This is a genomic window from Flexistipes sp. (assembly GCF_036172515.1).
GTDB lineage: Bacteria > Chrysiogenota > Deferribacteres > Deferribacterales > Flexistipitaceae > Flexistipes.
Window position 1 is genome coordinate 1 of sequence record NZ_JAXKVW010000006.1, and the last position, 17640, is coordinate 17640.

General features: G+C 39.4%; 16 protein-coding genes, 1 tRNA gene and 1 riboswitch. Of the genes, 14 read left to right on the top strand and 3 right to left on the bottom strand.

Going from position 1 to position 17640, the window contains the following annotated elements:
• The first annotated feature begins 251 nt into the window (after window positions 1-251).
• The 8 genes from UMU13_RS05630 to UMU13_RS05665 all read left to right on the top strand — a co-directional run bounded on the left by UMU13_RS05630 (window position 252) and on the right by UMU13_RS05665 (window position 7792).
• A tRNA-Gly gene (locus UMU13_RS05630) sits at window positions 252-324 on the top strand.
• A 290-nt stretch (window positions 325-614) separates the two neighbouring features.
• Window positions 615-1004 (top strand): RidA family protein, encoded by a 390-nt coding sequence (locus tag UMU13_RS05635; RefSeq protein ID WP_328217698.1) that lies wholly within the window; start codon window positions 615-617, stop codon window positions 1002-1004.
• A gap of 29 nt (window positions 1005-1033) precedes the next feature.
• Window positions 1034-1879, top strand: a complete 846-nt coding sequence (locus UMU13_RS05640; protein ID WP_328217699.1) for a PhzF family phenazine biosynthesis protein — start codon at window positions 1034-1036, stop codon at window positions 1877-1879.
• 83 nt (window positions 1880-1962) lie between these two features.
• Window positions 1963-2334 (top strand): YbaN family protein, encoded by a 372-nt coding sequence (locus UMU13_RS05645; RefSeq protein WP_328217700.1) that lies wholly within the window; start codon window positions 1963-1965, stop codon window positions 2332-2334.
• A gap of 532 nt (window positions 2335-2866) precedes the next feature.
• Complete coding sequence (locus UMU13_RS05650) at window positions 2867-3574, top strand: FadR/GntR family transcriptional regulator (RefSeq protein WP_328217701.1); 708 nt, start codon at window positions 2867-2869, stop codon at window positions 3572-3574.
• A 27-nt stretch (window positions 3575-3601) separates the two neighbouring features.
• A complete protein-coding gene (betA, locus tag UMU13_RS05655; protein WP_328217702.1) occupies window positions 3602-5245 on the top strand; it encodes a choline dehydrogenase in 1644 nt (547 codons plus the stop codon).
• A gap of 15 nt (window positions 5246-5260) precedes the next feature.
• Window positions 5261-6733: an aldehyde dehydrogenase family protein gene (locus UMU13_RS05660; RefSeq protein WP_328217704.1), complete on the top strand. Its 1473-nt coding sequence runs from the start codon at window positions 5261-5263 to the stop codon at window positions 6731-6733.
• 96 nt (window positions 6734-6829) lie between these two features.
• Window positions 6830-7792 (top strand): ABC transporter substrate-binding protein, encoded by a 963-nt coding sequence (locus tag UMU13_RS05665; protein ID WP_328217706.1) that lies wholly within the window; start codon window positions 6830-6832, stop codon window positions 7790-7792.
• Window positions 7793-7894: 102 nt separating this feature from the next.
• On the opposite strand, the gene UMU13_RS05670 is transcribed toward UMU13_RS05665, so the two are convergent.
• From UMU13_RS05670 to UMU13_RS05680, 3 genes are all read right to left on the bottom strand, one after another.
• Window positions 7895-8632, bottom strand: coding sequence for an anaerobic ribonucleoside-triphosphate reductase activating protein (locus UMU13_RS05670; RefSeq protein WP_328217708.1), 738 nt, complete (start codon window positions 8630-8632; stop codon window positions 7895-7897).
• Window positions 8633-8798: 166 nt separating this feature from the next.
• A complete protein-coding gene (gene nrdD / locus UMU13_RS05675) occupies window positions 8799-9023 on the bottom strand; it encodes an anaerobic ribonucleoside-triphosphate reductase (protein ID WP_328217709.1) in 225 nt (74 codons plus the stop codon).
• A gap of 87 nt (window positions 9024-9110) precedes the next feature.
• Window positions 9111-11159, bottom strand: a complete 2049-nt coding sequence (locus tag UMU13_RS05680; RefSeq protein ID WP_328217710.1) for a ribonucleoside triphosphate reductase — start codon at window positions 11157-11159, stop codon at window positions 9111-9113.
• Window positions 11160-11415: 256 nt separating this feature from the next.
• Window positions 11416-11703: riboswitch (cobalamin riboswitch) on the bottom strand.
• A gap of 355 nt (window positions 11704-12058) precedes the next feature.
• Here UMU13_RS05680 and UMU13_RS05685 point away from each other — a divergent pair.
• The 6 genes from UMU13_RS05685 (at window position 12059) to UMU13_RS05710 (ending at window position 17594) form a co-directional block, all read left to right on the top strand.
• Window positions 12059-12523 (top strand): 23S rRNA (pseudouridine(1915)-N(3))-methyltransferase RlmH, encoded by a 465-nt coding sequence (locus UMU13_RS05685; RefSeq protein ID WP_328217712.1) that lies wholly within the window; start codon window positions 12059-12061, stop codon window positions 12521-12523.
• A 10-nt stretch (window positions 12524-12533) separates the two neighbouring features.
• Window positions 12534-12896, top strand: coding sequence for a TraR/DksA family transcriptional regulator (locus UMU13_RS05690; protein ID WP_328217714.1), 363 nt, complete (start codon window positions 12534-12536; stop codon window positions 12894-12896).
• Window positions 12897-12933: 37 nt separating this feature from the next.
• Window positions 12934-14463, top strand: coding sequence for a 2,3-bisphosphoglycerate-independent phosphoglycerate mutase (gene gpmI, locus UMU13_RS05695; protein WP_328217716.1), 1530 nt, complete (start codon window positions 12934-12936; stop codon window positions 14461-14463).
• The gene (locus UMU13_RS05700; protein WP_328217718.1) at window positions 14453-15121 is read left to right on the top strand and encodes a phosphoribosyltransferase family protein; all 669 of its coding nucleotides are present in this window, start codon (window positions 14453-14455) and stop codon (window positions 15119-15121) included. Before gpmI ends, UMU13_RS05700 begins: the two co-directional genes overlap by 11 nt.
• 81 nt (window positions 15122-15202) lie before the next feature.
• The gene (gene gap, locus UMU13_RS05705; RefSeq protein ID WP_328217719.1) at window positions 15203-16201 is read left to right on the top strand and encodes a type I glyceraldehyde-3-phosphate dehydrogenase; all 999 of its coding nucleotides are present in this window, start codon (window positions 15203-15205) and stop codon (window positions 16199-16201) included.
• A 214-nt stretch (window positions 16202-16415) separates the two neighbouring features.
• Window positions 16416-17594 carry a phosphoglycerate kinase gene (locus UMU13_RS05710; protein WP_328217721.1) on the top strand — a complete coding sequence of 393 codons (1179 nt, stop codon included), beginning with the start codon at window positions 16416-16418 and terminating at the stop codon, window positions 17592-17594.
• Window positions 17595-17640: the final 46 nt, after the last annotated feature.

Below are 17640 nucleotides of genomic sequence, written 5' to 3' on the forward strand. Positions count from 1 at the left end.
AGCGAACAAGTTGATAAGGCAGGCATTTGGTGTATTGAAAAGTGGCAAACCGTATGATCCGGATCATGCAAATAATTTAACTTTGGTTGCAAAAAATGCTTGACTTTTAACACGGAACATCCCGAGCGAAGCCGAGGGATCTCTATCTATGTACTAACAATATCTGTGTATTGTCATAGCTCTAAAAAATGGGGGGGCGCCAAAAATTATTTTGTTGAATCAGCTTATTTAATATTATATGATATTTTTAAGCGGGCATAGCTCACCTGGGAGAGCGTCAGCTTCCCAAGCTGAAGGTAGCGGGTTCGAGCCCCGTTGCCCGCTTAATTTTATATAAATCCATATGTACTTCATAAGGTGAGATACATACTTGTAAATCATCTGGATATTTTCACTCGAAACAATAATAGTGAAGAATCTTGTGAAGTGGTTGAAGCTGAACACCATGAAATAAAAATTTTATGATAAATATAATAATTTTTACTGCTACGGTTTTTTGTATAGCAAGAAAACTGAGTTCAGAAAATTCAGGACAAATGGGTTGTACAATGTCCGGTTTTCGGCAGTTTTGCGGCACAAAAACGTCATATAAATAGCCATTACAGGAGGTTAGAATGAAGGCTAAGAAAGTTAACGTATCTGGTCTTGGACGTCTTTCTGCTTTTTGCCATGCAGTGATTGCAGGGGATTTTATTTATGTTTCCGGTACACTGGGAACAAAATCAAATTCTATGGAACTTGTAGAGGGCGGAACCGGTGCGGAAACCACTCGGGCCCTCCGGAATATTGAAATTATTCTGAATGAATGCGGAGCCTCACTGTCGGATCTTGTGAAAGTTAATGTTTTTCTGGCAGATATAAAGACTTTTCAAGACATGAATGAAGCATACCTTGAAGTTATGGGCAGTAATCCTCCAGCACGTATCACAGTCGGTGGAGCCGAATTAGCACGCGGAGCTGCAGTTGAGATTGATGTGGTTGCATATAAGCCAAATCCGGATTAAGGTGTGTTAAAACCCAATAAGGAAGTTTAATGAATTTTGGAACACTTTATCGGAAATCAGCTTTTACAGATAATCCCAAAGGAGGTAATCCAGCCGGAGTTTGGGTTGGTGAGACCTTGCCATCTGGCGATGTTATGCAACGAATTGCAGCTGAAGTGGGTTACTCCGAAACTGCTTTTATGGCACCAACAACCGGCTATTATCGAACAGTTCGTTACTACAGTCCTGAGATGGAAGTGACGTTTTGTGGTCACGCTACCATCGCTGCAGGTATAGTGCTCGGTGAGACTGAAGGGGACGGTAAATATCAATTGACAACTGCTGCGGGAGAGGTTTCCGTCATCGTTCAGAATGAGGGTGGGGTGCGTGAAGCCGCGTTGACTTCAGTGGAGCCAAAGTACACAGGTGCTTCCGATGTGCTTATCAACGAAGTGCTCTCTGCGCTTGGCTGGCAACCGAGTGATTTGGATGGTTCAATTCCTCCAGCCAGAGCATATGCCGGTGCATGGCATTTGGTATTGGCTGTCAATGATCAAAATAGACTGGCAAAGTTAAATTATGATTTTGAAAGGTTGAAGACCATTATGCTTAGGGAAGGACTTACTACGCTACAATTGGTATGGCGGGAGAGTGCAGATGTATTTCACTCTCGCAATCCATTTCCAGTGGGTGGAGTTGTGGAAGATCCTGCCACGGGGGCGGCAGCCGCAGCGCTTGGGGGGTATCTCCGGGAAGCCGAACTTATTACAGTGCCGGCTACCATATTAATCCGTCAAGGGGAGGCAATGGGCCGTCCGAGCCGCCTGACAGTCGAAATACCCGCTACAGGAGGAATCGTGGTAAAAGGTACTGCAGTTCCTATTGAAACAGAGTAAAGTTTAAAATAAGTTTTTGAAAAGATTAACCGGATTAGTGAAACTTTATTGATAATAAATTTACTTTGCTTTATCTTATTTTAATGAAAATATTTTTACTTGGCTGTGGCTTTGCGAGTTTATCGGCGGGTTTTTTGGGGATTTTTCTTCCAGTTTTGCCAACTGTTCCATTGCTTTTGCTGGCGGCTTTTTGTTTCAGCAAAAGTTCCGAAAGGTTTCACAACTGGCTTATTAATCACAGGTTATTAGGAAGTTACATCAGGGATTACCGCTCAGGAGAAGGAATTCCTGCAAAATCGAAAATAAAAGCAATTCTTCTTTTGTGGCTAACTATTGGAATTTCATTTTATCTAGTCCCATTTTCACTTATCAGAATAATTCTTTTTCTGATTGCAGCCGGTGTGACATACTATCTTATTACACTTCCCACAAAAAGTTTAAAAGAAGAATATTAGTTTTACTGTCAAGTTGCAACATAGCCTCGTATATATCATGAGTTCAGTTTATCTTTGCATCCGGGCAATATCCGGCATCATTTAAAGATCCATTTTTAAAAGTATAAGTCAAGTTTCGCACTTCTTTCGGTCATTGCGAAACCCTGTGGAGACAGGGTTGTGGCAATATCAAAATGATATAAAAAGAGAGATTGTTTCGTTGTATCACTCCCTGCCCTGTTAAATGCCACAGGCAATCAGCGAAGCTGATATTTAACAGGGTGAACAAAGACGTGCAATAAATGCAAGTGCGAAATTTGTGGTATAAAAAATACTCTCTCAGAGAAACTCGGGTATTAACAGTAATTGAAAAAGTTTATGAATGGTACTACCATTCATAAAGCGAATGTAGTTATATGTGATTCGGGTTAAACTTATAGTACTCGTAATAAATAATAAAACGTTATAAAATTAATTCTTTATGAAATGTTGTTGACAGAAATAGTATTTGTATGTACTAATGGTACTACCATTTGAATGTGGGGAAGATTATATGGAAAGTATTTTTGAAAAAGCAGATTCCGTAAGATCTGTTGAAGATATATGCCTGCAGATTGAAGCAGTAATTCTTGATGGTAGATTAAAACCGGGCGACAAACTTCCCAGTGAGAGAGAATTACAGACACAGTTCGGAAGAGGGCGAGGCTTGATCAGAGAAGCTTTAAGAATGCTGAAACAAAAAGATTTAATTGAAATCAGAAAGGGGGCCAAAGGCGGAGCTTATATTAAGAATGTGGGTTTATCTAATATCAGTGACTCTTTGTCTCTGTTCCTCAAACAAAAAGACATTGAACCCGATAAGATAATTGAGTTTAGAGAAAGCTTAGACAGAACAATTACAACGCTTGCAATCAGCAAAGGGAGCAGGGAACAAAAGTCAGACTTGTACAAAGAGGCTCTTTCCTTTTATGAAAAGATTAAAAACGGTATGGCTGATATGAACATCATAGGAGAAACTGACAGGAGGCTCAATATTACACTGGCAAAGATGGCTGCCAATCCGCTTTTTTTATGGGTTGTAGAAGCTATCCAGCAGGGGTTTTCTTCATATGATTATGCTTTGTATGAAGAAGAAAAGTTTCGTATAGCAACGGCTAAAAACTGGCATGACACGGCAAGAGAGATAATGAATGAAGACCCTGTTAAAGCACATCTTTATATCAGTAACCACTATTGTCTTTTAATGGAATGTCTTGATTAGAAATACAAAAATATTCGGAGGTGAACTGTGGGAACTTCAAAACAGTATGATTATATTATAGTCGGAGGAGGATCAGCCGGTTCTGTATTGGCTAACAGGCTTAGTGAAGATAACAGTGTGTTTGTTGTTGAAGCGGGTAAACCTGATTACAGGCTGGATTTCAGAATTCACATGCCGGCTGCTCTAACTTATCCGTTACAAAGTAAGACTTATAACTGGTGGTATGAATCAGAGCCTGAGCCTTATATGAACAACAGAAGGATTTACCATCCAAGAGGAAAGGTTCTTGGGGGTTCCAGTTGTATTAACGGGATGATATACATCAGAGGCAACCCTATGGATTATGAAAAATGGGCTAAGGAAGAAGGACTGGAAGATTGGGACTATGCTCATTGTCTTCCATATTTCAAAAAATTTGAAACACGTCTTAAAGGTGCTGATCCTTATCATGGTGATAGGGGACCCTTGAAAATTACTACTCCTGATTGCGATAATCCTCTTTTTGATGCTTTTTTTAAAGCTGTTCAGGAAGCAGGACACGATTTGACTGAAGATGTGAACGGCTACAAACAGGAGGGTTTTTCACCATTTGACCAGAATATTTACAGAGGAAGGAGGCATAATGCTGCCAGAGCTTATGTACATCCTATAAAAGACCGTGAGAACCTTACAATAAAACTTCATTCTCAGGCGACCAAGATACTTTTTGAGGGCAAAAAGGCTGTTGGTGTAGAGTATATTACAAAAGACGGAACAAGAGAAACCGTTTATGGCGGTGAGATTATAAGCTGCGGAGGAGCAATCAATTCTCCTCAGTTACTGCAGCTTTCAGGTATAGGAAATGCCGATGAACTTAAAAATTTAGGTATTGAGCCTGTTGCGGATTTAAAAGGTGTGGGTGAAAATCTGCAGGATCATCTTGAGCTGTATGTGCAGTATGCATGCAAAAAACCTGTCAGTATGTATCCTTCTTTGAAATGGTACAGACAGCCGTTTATAGGTGCCAATTGGTTGTTTTTCAGAAAGGGTGCCGGTGCTACCAATCATTTTGAAGCCGGCGGATTTATCAGAGGTAATGACGAAGTTGATTATCCTAATCTGCAGTTTCACTTTTTACCTATTGCAATAAGATATGACGGAAGTGCACCGGCTGAAGGGCACGGTTTCCAACTGCATGTCGGGCCGATGAATTCGGATGTAAGGGGTCATATAAAAATCAAATCAGACAATCCTCTGGAATATCCGTCCATATTGTTTAACTATCTTTCAACCGAAAAGGAAAGGAAAGAATGGGTGGAAGCAATTCGCAGGTCAAGAGAGATTATAAGCCAGCCAGCTTTTGATGATTTAAGGGGTAAGGAGCTGTCTCCCGGAGAAGATGCAAGAACAGATGAGGAAATTCTCGATTTTATTGCAAAAGAAGGGGAGAGTGCCTATCACCCGAGCTGTACCTGTAAAATGGGCTATGATGAAATGTCCGTTGTGGATTCTGAGTTGAAAGTGCACGGTGTGGAGAATCTCAGAGTAGTGGATGCTTCTGTAATGCCTTACATAACAAATGGAAATATATATGCTCCGGTAATGATGATAGCTGAGAAGGCTGCTGATAAAATTCTCGGAAACACTCCTGAGAAACCGGCTGATGTGGATTGGTATAAATATGAAAAATAGTTCGGAGGATGTTCGATGATTTATGGAAAAATGTATATCAACGGCTCCTGGACTTCTTCTGTAAATGGGCTAATAAGGGATATAATTAACCCATACAACTCTGAGGTTGTTGCAAATGTTTCTGAAGGCTGCAGAGAAGACGCTGAATTGGCGGTAAGTGCGGCCAGAGACGCATTTGATAATGGAGAGTGGCCGGGCTTAACCGGGGATCAGAGAGGCGAATACCTTTATCGTCTGTACGAGCTCATAAAAAGAGACAGAGAAGAGCTTGCGGAGCTTGAAAGCTTAGATACGGGAAAAACCGTCGAGGAAAGCCGCTGGGATATGGACGGAATTGCTGATACGTTTAAATATTATGCTGAACGGGCTTCAGAAGAGAGAGGCTACATTGTAGATTCCCCGATACCGGATACTTCGAGTATTGTTGTTAAAGAACCTGTAGGGGTTTGCGGCCAGATTTCCCCATGGAATTATCCATTGCTTCAGGCAAGCTGGAAGATAGCACCTGCATTGGCTGCAGGCTGTACAGTTGTTGCTAAACCAAGTGAAATTACCCCTTTAACAACCCTTAAAATTACTGAGCTGATTGAGGAAGCAGGAATACCGGCAGGTGTTTTCAATCTTGTGCTGGGTAAAGGCGATGAAGTCGGCGCTCTTTTGTCTGAATCGGAAAATGTTGACTTGATTTCTTTTACCGGCGGTATCGAAACGGGAAGAAAGATTATTAAATCAGCCAGCTCCAATATAAAAAAGATTGCACTGGAGTTGGGGGGGAAGAATCCCAATATTGTTTTTGCAGATGCAGATTTTGATTTGGCTGTTGACTTTGCGCTGAATGCGGTTTTTTTCCATGCGGGTCAGATTTGTTCGGCAGGCACAAGATTAATGATAGAAGATAAAATTCACGATGAGTTTGTTGAGGCCTTGAAATTAAAGATGAGTAAAATAAAGCTTGGCAGTGGATTTGACAAAGATACACAGATGGGGCCACTGATATCCGAAGAGCACAGACAGAAAATTGAAAGATATGTTGAAACGGGAATAACTGAAGGAGCTGATCTGGTTCTCGGCGGTAAAAGGCCGGAGGGAGAAAAGTATAAAAAAGGATTTTTTTATGAGCCCACTCTTTTCCTGAACTGCAATGAAAATATGCAGATAGTTCAGCAGGAAAGTTTTGGCCCGATTATCACTGTCGAGCGTTTTTACAGTGAGGATGAGGCTGTTAAAAAGGCTAATAATACTAAATACGGTCTATCGGCCGGTTTCTGGACTACGGATAATTCCAGAATAAACAGAGTATCTTCAAAACTTAAATTTGGAACAGTTTGGGTCAATGATTTTAATATATATTTCCCCAAAGCCCCCTGGGGAGGCTATAAACAGTCGGGAATCGGCAGGGAGCTTGGATTTGCAGGTTTGGATGAATATTGCGAAACAAAACATATTTATCAGAATTTTAACAACTCACCGTTTAAATGGTTCGGCTAATCATAACTATAAACAGTAATAAAGTAAAAAGCATATAGCGGAGCGGCTTAAACCAGAGCCGTCCGCACCTGAAAAACACAATCAAAAGGAGGAAGCATGAGTTATCTATTAAGAAACAGTATTATTGCAATTTGCATTGCCGTTATTTTTACCATTGCAGGTTTCTCTCCTGCAGGAGCCAAAGAGAAGGAAGTGCGTTTTGTGCACGTATCCTGGACGGGAGTGACAGTGAAAACTGAGCTGGCTTCCAAAATACTTGAAAGCCTGGGATACGAGGTAACCAGAAATATGGTTTCCGTGCCGATATGTTATAAAGCGATGGCTACAAATGAGGCGGATATTTTCCTTGGGAACTGGATGCCTTCAATGAAGAGCATAGCAAACCCTTATTTTGAAAAAGGTACCGTAGTAAAATATGTGGCTAATATGGAAAACGCCAAGTATACCTTAGCTGTTCCTGAGTTCGTTTATGAGGCCGGATTGAAGGATTTCTCCGATATAGCAAAGTATGGGGAACAACTGGATTGGAAAATATACGGAATAGAAGAGGGCAATGACGGAAATAAGATCATTCAGAAAATGATTGATAAAAACATGTTCGGCTTGGGGAAATTTGAGCTGGTTCCTTCAAGTTCAGCGGCTATGCTGTCTCAGGTTAAGTCGTTTGTTAAGAAAGGCAAATGGATTGTTTTTCTGGGATGGGCTCCACATTATATGAATGAAATAATCGATATGAAATACCTTTCAGGATCTACCCCCGAAACATTTGGACCCAACAATGGTTCAGCGACTGTTTACACAAATATAAGGAAAGGATTTGACAAAGAATCCCCAAATGTGTCTAAACTGCTTAGAAATATGAAGTTTCCTGTTTCAATGATGAATCAGATTATGAAGATGCTTTATACAAATTCGGATTTAACAACTATGGAAGCAGGACTTATGTGGATCAAAGATCATCCTGAAATGTATAAAAAATGGCTTGCAGGAGTAAAAACTCTGGACGGAAAGCCTGCCTTACCGGCTTTTGAAAATTATTTAGATTCTGTGGAGCTTTGAAATCTGAACTAAAATTATGTAATCGGAAGGGCGGCTATATCCGTCCTTCCGAAATATTTTTGTATATTATTTTTCAGCTAAACTCCAATAGAATATTTAATTTCAAGTTACAGATCTGAATGAGAAATGAGGCAGTTTTTCCAAATCCTGCTGAATTTTTTTCAAATACGTTTTTGAAATAGCTTTCCGGACTAAGTCATTGTTTTTAAATCGTTTGTCTAATATTTTTCCGTTGGTATTGATTTTTTGTATTATTATCTTTTGGTCGTTTTTCAAGTGGATATCTTTTTGTTTTAGAAGATTCAGAAATTTGAGAAAATCTGCTGCAGAGTAGGTTTTCCAAAGTGTGTGTCTTATTTCAAAATTTACTGAACTGCCTTTATGGATTTCGTAACTTTTTATCTCATTTAATGTCTCTAAAAAGATATCAAGTGTATAGTTTCTATTTCTTGTAACATATTGGATGTCTTCAGTATTCAACCCTTTCAGATCAAGGGCTATATAATCCAGATGACCGTTTCGTAAAAGTGTTTTTAATTTTTGCGGAAAGCTTCCGTTTGTATCCAGCTTAATGGATATTTTCATATCTTTTAATTTTTCAGTTATCTCAGCAATACGCGGATCCATTAACGGTTCACCGCCTGTAATAGTTACAGCATTTATGTTATTTTTTTTAATATAGTCAAAAAATTCATTGCTCACATTGTAGACTGATAATGGTAAGACCAATTCAGGGTTATGGCAAAAGCGACATCTTAAATTACAGCCATATATAAAAGCTGTTGAGGAAACTTTGCCGGGAAAATCAATCAAAGAAACCGGCGTAAAATCCACTATCATCAGCTATAGGCCGATAAATTTGTGTATACAATAATGTCCATTAGCATTTTTTTCATCCCTAACAATGTTATCTTTTATTTTTAAAACTAAATGCCGTAGGCAATCAACCTCTTTCAATTTCCTTACCCACCTCAACTACCTCTAACTACCCCCGAGCACATAAATTTTATGTGCTCGGTGCTCGGCCTCTAACTACCTCTTTTTTGTAGTCTTGCCTATGGTAAAATTCGTCTTTTTTGCCATCGTTCCAGTTTTCAACCGGTCTGTGATATCCGACTATCCTGCTGTATACTTCACACTTAGTACCCTCAGTGTTTTCAATTTCTTTTTCCAGTTCTTTGATACGTAACTCCAGCTCCTTTTTTGTTCCGTATTTTTTTTCTGCGATCATGTTGCCTCCTTTTTAATATATTCTACATATTTACCAGTCTTTCAGACTGATATTAAGTGTTTATTTATAAATATTGTATACACAAGTTTATCGGCTTTCAGCCGATGCTACATGCATTTGCAATTCTTTAAGCTCTTTCATAAGCTTTTCCTGAGCTTCCTGTCTGCAAAGCGGGCAGTTTCCGTACTCACCTTTGATATACCCGTGTACCGGGCAGATTGAAAAAGTTGGTGTTATTGTGAAGTAGGGGAGTTTATATCCATTTGAGACTTTTCTGATTAGTTCTTTTACAGATGAAGTGTCGTCCACAGATTCACCGACGAATATATGAAAGACTGTTCCCCCGGTATATTTCGTTTGCAATTTCTCCTGATGGTTCAAAGCCTTGAAAAGATCAAGTTTGCAGTTTACCGGCAGTTGGGTTGAATTAGTATAATAAGGTTTGCTTGTTCCGGCTGTTATAATATCGGGATATTCTTCTTTGTCTTTTTGGGCTAGTCTGTAACTGGTACCCTCAGCCGGTGTTGCTTCCAGATTGAACAATATATCATCTTCATCCTGAAATTCCTGCATTTTTTCGTTCATAAAATTCATCACTTTGTCTGTAAATTCCAGTCCCTCATCATGAGTGATATCCACTCCAATAAAATTCATAAGGGCTTCATTCATACCTATAATTCCAATTGTGTTAAAATGATTACTCCAGTATTCACCGAATCTTTCTTTTATATTCGAAAGATAATATTTTGCATAAGGATACAAATTTTCCTCGGTCAGTTTCTCTAATGTTTTTCTTTTTATGTTTAAACTGTTCTTTGCTGTTTCCATAAGTTTTTCAAGATTGCTGAAAAAATCATCTTCACTGTCTGAGGTGTACCCAAGTCTAGGTAGGTTGATAGTTACGACTCCTATTGACCCTGTTAATGGATTTGCACCGAAAAGACCCCCGCCTCTTTTTCTAAGCTGCCTGTTATCCAACCTCAGCCTGCAGCACATGCTTCTCGCATCTTCAGGATCCATGTCGGAGTTTACAAAATTTGCAAAATAAGGCAGTCCATATTTTCCCGTCATTTTCATTAAGTCATCCAGTATTTCTCTGTCCCAGTCGAAGTCTTTGCTTATATTGTATGTTGGAATGGGAAAAGTAAAAATTCTACCTTTGGCGTCTCCTTCTGTCATTACTTCGATGAATGCTTTATTAATAAGATCCATTTCGTTTTGAAACTCGCCGTATGTGTTTTCAATAAGTTTTCCGCCGTATACAACACTTTCGTTTTTCATCATGGATGGCACTTCCAGATCAAAAGTGAGATTTGTGAAAGGGGTCTGAAATCCCACACGGGTTGGAACGTTCAGGTTAAAAATAAATTCCTGGACTCCCTGTTTCACCTCCTTGTAAGTTAATTTGTCAAATTTAACATAAGGAGCCAGATATGTGTCGAAGCTTGCCAGAGCCTGAGCTCCTGCTGCTTCTCCCTGGAGGGTATAGAAAAAGTTTACAATTTGTCCCAATGCACTTCTGAAATGTTTCGGGGGTTTACTTTCCACTTTTCCATGGACGCCCCTGAATCCTTTTAAAAGCAAATCCCTTAAGTCCCAGCCGCAGCAATATACTGACAGAAGCCCCAAATCGTGTATATGAAAATCACCATTGGTGTGGGCTTCTCTTATTTCCGCAGGATATACTTTATTCAGCCAATATTTTGCAGTGATGGTGGAGGAGATGAAATTATTTAGCCCCTGAAGTGAAAATGTGGTGTTACTGTTTTCTTTAACTCTCCAGTCTGCACCTTTTATGTAATTTTCTATTAACTGCTCCATTTCATCAAAAGAGGCTTTCAAGTCGCGTATATCGGAACGCTGCTTTCTATAGAGTATATATGCTTTCGCCGTTTTTGCATGGCCTTCTTCAATTAGTATTTTTTCGACTTCATCCTGCAATTCTTCCACAGTTATCACACCGATATCAGCATATTTTTCATTAACAAATTTAACTGTTTGCAGGGCAAGTTTATTGGCTGTTTTTCTGTCTTCACCACCAACTGCTTTTGCAGCTTTGAAAATGGCATTTGCAATTCGCTCATAATCAAAAGGAACAACTCTTCCGTCTCTTTTAATTATTTTTTCAAGATTCATGTTTCCCCCTCTGACAATTTTTTCATTTGAGCAACTATTTTAAAAGATAGGGCAATTACAACAGAAAAGAATTCGGTTTAGCTGCATTTACTCAGGCAGAAACCTTCTGCTTTGCATGGCCCATACTTAGCCGGTATCAGACTGATGCTGAAAACAAATGGAAGCTTTAAATCGTAAGACTAAATGAAAAAAAGATTTTAGATATGTTGATAAGAGCAATAATGGAAAATTATTCATTCCACCCTCCGTAGATTTTACCGTTATGACGGTCAGGTTAGATATCCTGGCTTGCCATCTCTTCTGTCTGCCTGTAGCATCGGCCAAAGGCCGATAAATTTGTGTACACAATAAGTCAGGCAGACAGAAAACCTACTAACCGGCCTTCCCACCCCGCCCCAAAATTAATTTAGGTAATTTTGGGGCGAGACAGTGGCCAAAAAAAGCTTTCGTCCGGCTTACAGTTGCGGGGGCAGCACCGGCCTTTCACCGGTTTCCCTAACCTGATTAAAGAGTACCAAACTTATACTCGCCTTTCAACAAAAAAGACAAAAAAATTTAGAAAACCAATCCCAGCTTTTCAATAATTTTAGGAAATACGGCAAAAATATAGTTTAAGGTTAAATGTTGTGTATGATTACGGGATGATTTAAGTTTCACCTGTTTGGATAAACATTTACCATTTTGCAATCCTTCTATTTCCCTATTTCACAATTCACTATCTTCCTACCTTCTTATTTTCTCGATAAAGCCAATTAAAAAGTTTATCTGTTTTAACGTGTTTTTTGAAGACAGGGTTTTAATATATTGACATAGTTTAAGACATAATATATATGTAAGCCCACTTGTATACCGGCTTAAGTTTTGTGATTTTAAACAGCCGGAAATATTGGACAGTGTTGATGAAAATTCGTGTAATACTTGCTTCCAAGTTCAGAGATAAAAGTTATGAAAATATTGTTAACGAGTATATAAAAAGAATTTCTGGTTTTGGAGAAGCGGAGCTCATTGAGTTGCCGGATAACAAAATTGGCAGTTTAGATAATGACAGTACTATGTCGGACCGGGGTGTTGAAAAAATCTTAAAACAGGCGGAAAATCATTATCTGATTTCCTTGGATTTTACTGGAAAGCACTTTACCAGTGAAAATTTTGCTTCGTGGTTCAAGGGACGGATTGAATTACACAGGAAGCTGGCTTTTTTGATAGGGCCGTCAGGGGGATTGTCAAAAAGCTTGACAGAAAAGTCTAATGAGTTAATTTCCTTATCAAAGCTGACATTTGCCCATAAAATTGCAGCAGTTGTTTTGTTCGAGCAGATTTACAGGGCGATATGTATAAATACGAACCATCCATACCATAAGTAGGAGGACTTTTATGGAAGACGCAAAACTCCAGTACTTTAAAACGAAACTGCAGGAGCTGCGCAAGCAACTACTGGAAGATTTAAAAAACAGATATGATGAAGCAATAAATATAGGCAAGGATTCAGGTAAAGATTCTGCTGACGAAGCTTACAATATCTACAGCAGAAATTTGATGCTTGGCAGAGTGGAAACGGATGCGCTGAAACTCAGACTGGTAGAACAGGCTATAAGCAGAATCAAAGACGGCAGCTACGGTGTGTGCCTGGAGTGCGGTGAAGATATTGAAGAAAAAAGGCTGGAATATGTTCCTTTTGCCAGATACTGCACTGAGTGTAAAAGCGAGCTTGAAAAAAAAGGTGTAATTAAAATGTAACCTTAATCCTTATTTATAATACAAAGGAAGGTTCTTTATGACCGGAAAGAAGAAATTGATTCTTTTAATATTGGATGGTTGGGGGTTCCGGGAGAGTAAAGATCATAACGCTGTACAACTGAGCAACCCCGTTAACTTTAACAGACTTTGGAATAATGAGCCGCATATGCTGCTAAATGCCAGTGAAGAATATGTCGGACTGCCGTCCGGGCAGATGGGTAATTCTGAAGTCGGGCATATGAACATCGGTGCAGGCAGAGTTGTTTATCAGGATTTTCTCAGGATAAACAAAGCAATTGATTCCGGGAAAATTTTAGAAAATGATAATATCTCCTCCTTTTTTGCCAAAACCAGGAATTCCGGCGGGACACTTCATTTTTTCGGTCTTGTCAGTGACGGAGGGGTACACAGTCACATAAATCATCTCAAAGGACTTGTTAAAGCTGCAAAAGATTCAGGCATAGAGAGAGTCTGTATTCATGCTTTTATGGATGGGCGGGATACACCTCCGAAAAGCGGTATAAATTATATAAAAGAGCTGGATGAATATCTGAGTATAAACGGTTACGGAAAAATTGCCACTATTTCCGGACGTTATTATGCGATGGACCGGGATAAGCGGTGGGACAGAATAGAGAAAGCCTATAATGCAATTGTAAGAGGAAAAGGCAGGATAGCTGACTCTCCTGAAAAAGCAGTAAAGTATGCTTATGAGGTCGGAGAAACGGATGAGTTTATCACCCCAACTGTTATCGATGACGATTTTGTCAGAATGGAAAAGGGTGATGGTATATTTTTCTTTAATTTTAGAGCTGACAGAGCAAGACAGCTTACGACAGTATTTACCGATAAGAATTTTAATCAGTTTAAAACAGAGCCCGTAAATCCTTATTATATGACAATGACCAGTTATGACAAAACTTTTGATGTTCCTGTGGCTTTTCCGCCATTGTCTCTGGAAAATATTTTCGGTGAAGTGTTGAGTGTAAACAAATTTACCCAGATGAGAATTGCCGAAACGGAAAAATATGCCCATGTAACCTTCTTTTTTAACGGCGGCAGAGAAGTTGAGTTTAAGGGAGAGATACGTGAGCTTATACCTTCTCCCAGAGAAGTGGCCACTTATGATGAAAAACCGGAAATGAGCGTTAAGGAAGTTTGTGACAGGTTTGAGGAAAGATTTTTAAGCAAGGATATAGATTTTACCGTAATGAATTTTGCAAATCCTGATATGGTGGGACATACCGGTGTTGAAGAAGCTGCGGTCAAAGCATGTAAAGCTGTTGATGAGCAGCTGGGCAGAGTTGTTAAGATTGCCCGCGATACCGATTCAGTACTTGTTGTAACAGCGGACCACGGCAACAGTGAGCGTATGTGGGATGAGGAAAATAACCAGCCTCATACTGCCCATACTCTTAACAGGGTTCCCTTTATTATTTTTAATTATGATTGCAAACTCCGCTCATCATCTGATGCTAAACTGGCAGATATTGCACCGACTCTGCTGGATATTTTAAAAATAAAAAAACCGAAAGAAATGACTGGTGAATCGCTGCTTGTTAAATGAAATTTTTTATTCAGAATGTGCCGGCTGCAGTACAACAATTGAGCCTGGAAAATATCTTTGCAGGCAGTGTCTTGGAACTCTCCCCTTTGTAGCGGAAAGATGTGAATCATGCGGCTATCCCCTCGAGATTTCCGCCTCGTACTGCAGAAACTGCAGTTCAAATAAATTTTTTGATTATCTGTTTATCCCTTTCTGGTATAAAGGCGAGGTTAAAGAGGCGCTTAAGAATCTGAAATTCAGATATGGTTTCAGGGAGATAAGTTTTTTTAAATATCTTACCGGTCTTACAGAATGCCGTGCCGGCGATTATGACTTTATAACGCCGGTTCCCTCACATTTCCTGAGAAAATTCAGGCGGTTCTGCCACCCTGCTGATATCATTGCATCAACTATTGCTGAAAGATATGACAAGAAAAAGGTGGAAATTTTAAAAAGAAGAAAGTATACAAAATATCAGTGGCAGCTGAAAAAGAATATGCGTCACGTAAATGTCAAAAAAGCGTTTGAACTCAGAGAAGAAGTAAAAGATTCAAAAATTTTGCTTGTTGATGATATAATGACGACAGGAAACACTTTAAATGAATGTGCAAAACTGCTAAAAAGCAATGGAGCTTTCGGAGTGGATTGCTTGGTTTTATCGAAGGGTGTTTTTATTTAACAAAATGTTCATGCAGTTAAAGGTTTAGCTGCTTTGACAGATAAGTTTATAAAAATCAATTAGATAAAAAAGGAGGAACTAATGTCAGTTAAAGTTGCAATTAACGGTTTTGGAAGAATCGGAAGGTGTGCATTCAGAGCTGCTGTGGAAAAGGCTATGGATATTGATTTTGTTGCCATCAATGATTTGACAGATGCTGCAACCCTTGCCCACCTGCTACAATATGATTCTGTTCATTCAAAAGCCGGTTTCGAAGTGGATTATACAGATGATTCAATTATTGTTAATGGCAAAAAAATAAAGGTTTTGGCGGAAAAAGATCCCTCAAATCTGCCGTGGAAAGATTTGGGAGTGGATGTTGTTATTGAATCCACCGGTCTCTTTAGAAAAAGAGAGCAGGCTTCCAAGCATCTGCAGGCCGGCGCAAAAAAGGTCGTTATTTCAGCGCCTGCGGAGGATCCGGACATTACGGTTAATCTGGGTGTTAATTTTGATAAGTATGACAAAGAAAAACACAATATTATTTCGAACGCTTCCTGTACAACAAATTGTCTTGCACCTGTTGCCAAGGTTCTGAACGATAAATTCGGCATAGTCAATGGTCTTATGACCACAGTTCATTCATACACAAACGACCAGAAAATCCTTGATTTACCCCATAAAGATATCAGAAGGGCCAGGGCTGCCGCCGTCTCCATGATACCCACTTCCACAGGTGCCGCTAAAGCTGTGGGGCTTGTACTGCCGGAACTTAAAGGAAAACTTGACGGTATTGCAATCAGAGTACCCACCCCCAATGTCTCACTTGTGGATTTGAGCTGCACGCTTAAAAAACAGGTTACCAAAGAAGATGTTAACAGTGCAGTTAAAGAAGCATCAGAAGGTGAGATGAAAGGCATTTTGCTTTACACTGAAGAGGAGCTTGTTTCAGTGGATTACAACGGTAACCCTTATTCTTCAATTTTTGATGCTCCTCTTACAAAAGTGATGGACGGAAACAATGTAAAGGTTTTCAGCTGGTACGACAATGAGTGGGGGTATTCAAACCGAATTGCCGAGCTTGTAACAAAAATACTTTGAAATATTTAGAAGCACCTGAGGTAGTTAGAGGTATTTGAAGTAGTTGAGATTCCCCTGTTAAATGCCTGTAAAGGCAGCATTTAACAGGGGATTAAAAGTGCAGACCGTGCACTCAAATTAATTATTTTACTATTTTACCAATTCACCACTTCTCTACTTTACATTTTACTGCCTCACTGTATTAATTAATGTTTTGACATATGGAGGTTTGATAATGCTTGAAGGTGTGAAATTTATAAATGAAATAAACTTAAAATCTAAAAAAGTTTTTATTCGTGTTGATTTTAACGTTCCTGTTAAAAACGGTGTTATTCAGGATGCCACAAGAATAGACGAAGCTATGGAAACAATTTCATATGCCAAAAATGAAGGGGCAAAGGTTATGCTGGCTTCTCATATGGGAAGACCAAAAGGGAGTGTTAAACCTGAATTATCACTAAAGCCTGTCGCAGAGTATATTACCGGTAGATATTTTTACACTTATTTCGCAGAGGATTGCATAGGTGAAAGTGTAGAGAAAAATGTTAATAACATGGAAGATGGTGAAGTGCTTCTTTTGGAAAATCTTCGCTTTCACCCGGAAGAAAAGGCCAATGACCCTGATTTTGCAGCGAAATTGTGTGAATTTTGCGACGTTTATATCAACGATGCATTCGGGTCAAGTCACAGAGCTCACTCATCGGTGGACGGACTGCCCAGAAAATGCAGTGAAAAAGCTGCCGGTTTTTTAATGAAAAGAGAGCTTGAATATTTTGATATGCTTGTTAATAACCCTGAAAGACCTTTTTATGCTGTCTTGGGCGGAGCTAAAGCCAGTGATAAGATTGGTGTTATCGAATCGCTTATGGACAAGGTTGATAAGATTCTAATAGGCGGCGCAATGGCTTATACCTTTTTAAATGTACTTGGTGTAAAAACTGGGAAGTCACTGGTGGAAAATGGTCTTTTTGATACAGTGGAGAAAATCATCAGGAAGGCAGATAATAAGAATATGAAGATAGTCCTTCCTGTGGATCATATTTGTTCCACGGAATTCAACGGCAAGCCTGAATATGTTGATGAAAGAGATATTCCGGATAATCTTATGGGGCTGGATATAGGTAATAAAACCGCTGAGCTTTATAAAAAGGAATTGAGTGATGCGAAAATAGTTATGTGGAACGGCCCGATGGGTGTCTTTGAATCAAAAGATTTTTGTAAAGGGACATTCGATATTGCTGAGTATTTAGGCTCATTGGGTGCTGTTACTGTTGTGGGTGGTGGAGATTCTGTAAGTGCTGTTAAAAAAGCCGGAGTGAGCGGCAGTATAAATCATATATCCACAGGCGGAGGAGCTTCACTTGAGCTGCTGGAGAAGGGGACACTGGCAGGGATTGAAGCACTGAAAACGTGATGATGGTGAGATAGTGAGGTAGTGAAGTGGTGTATTAGTATATTGG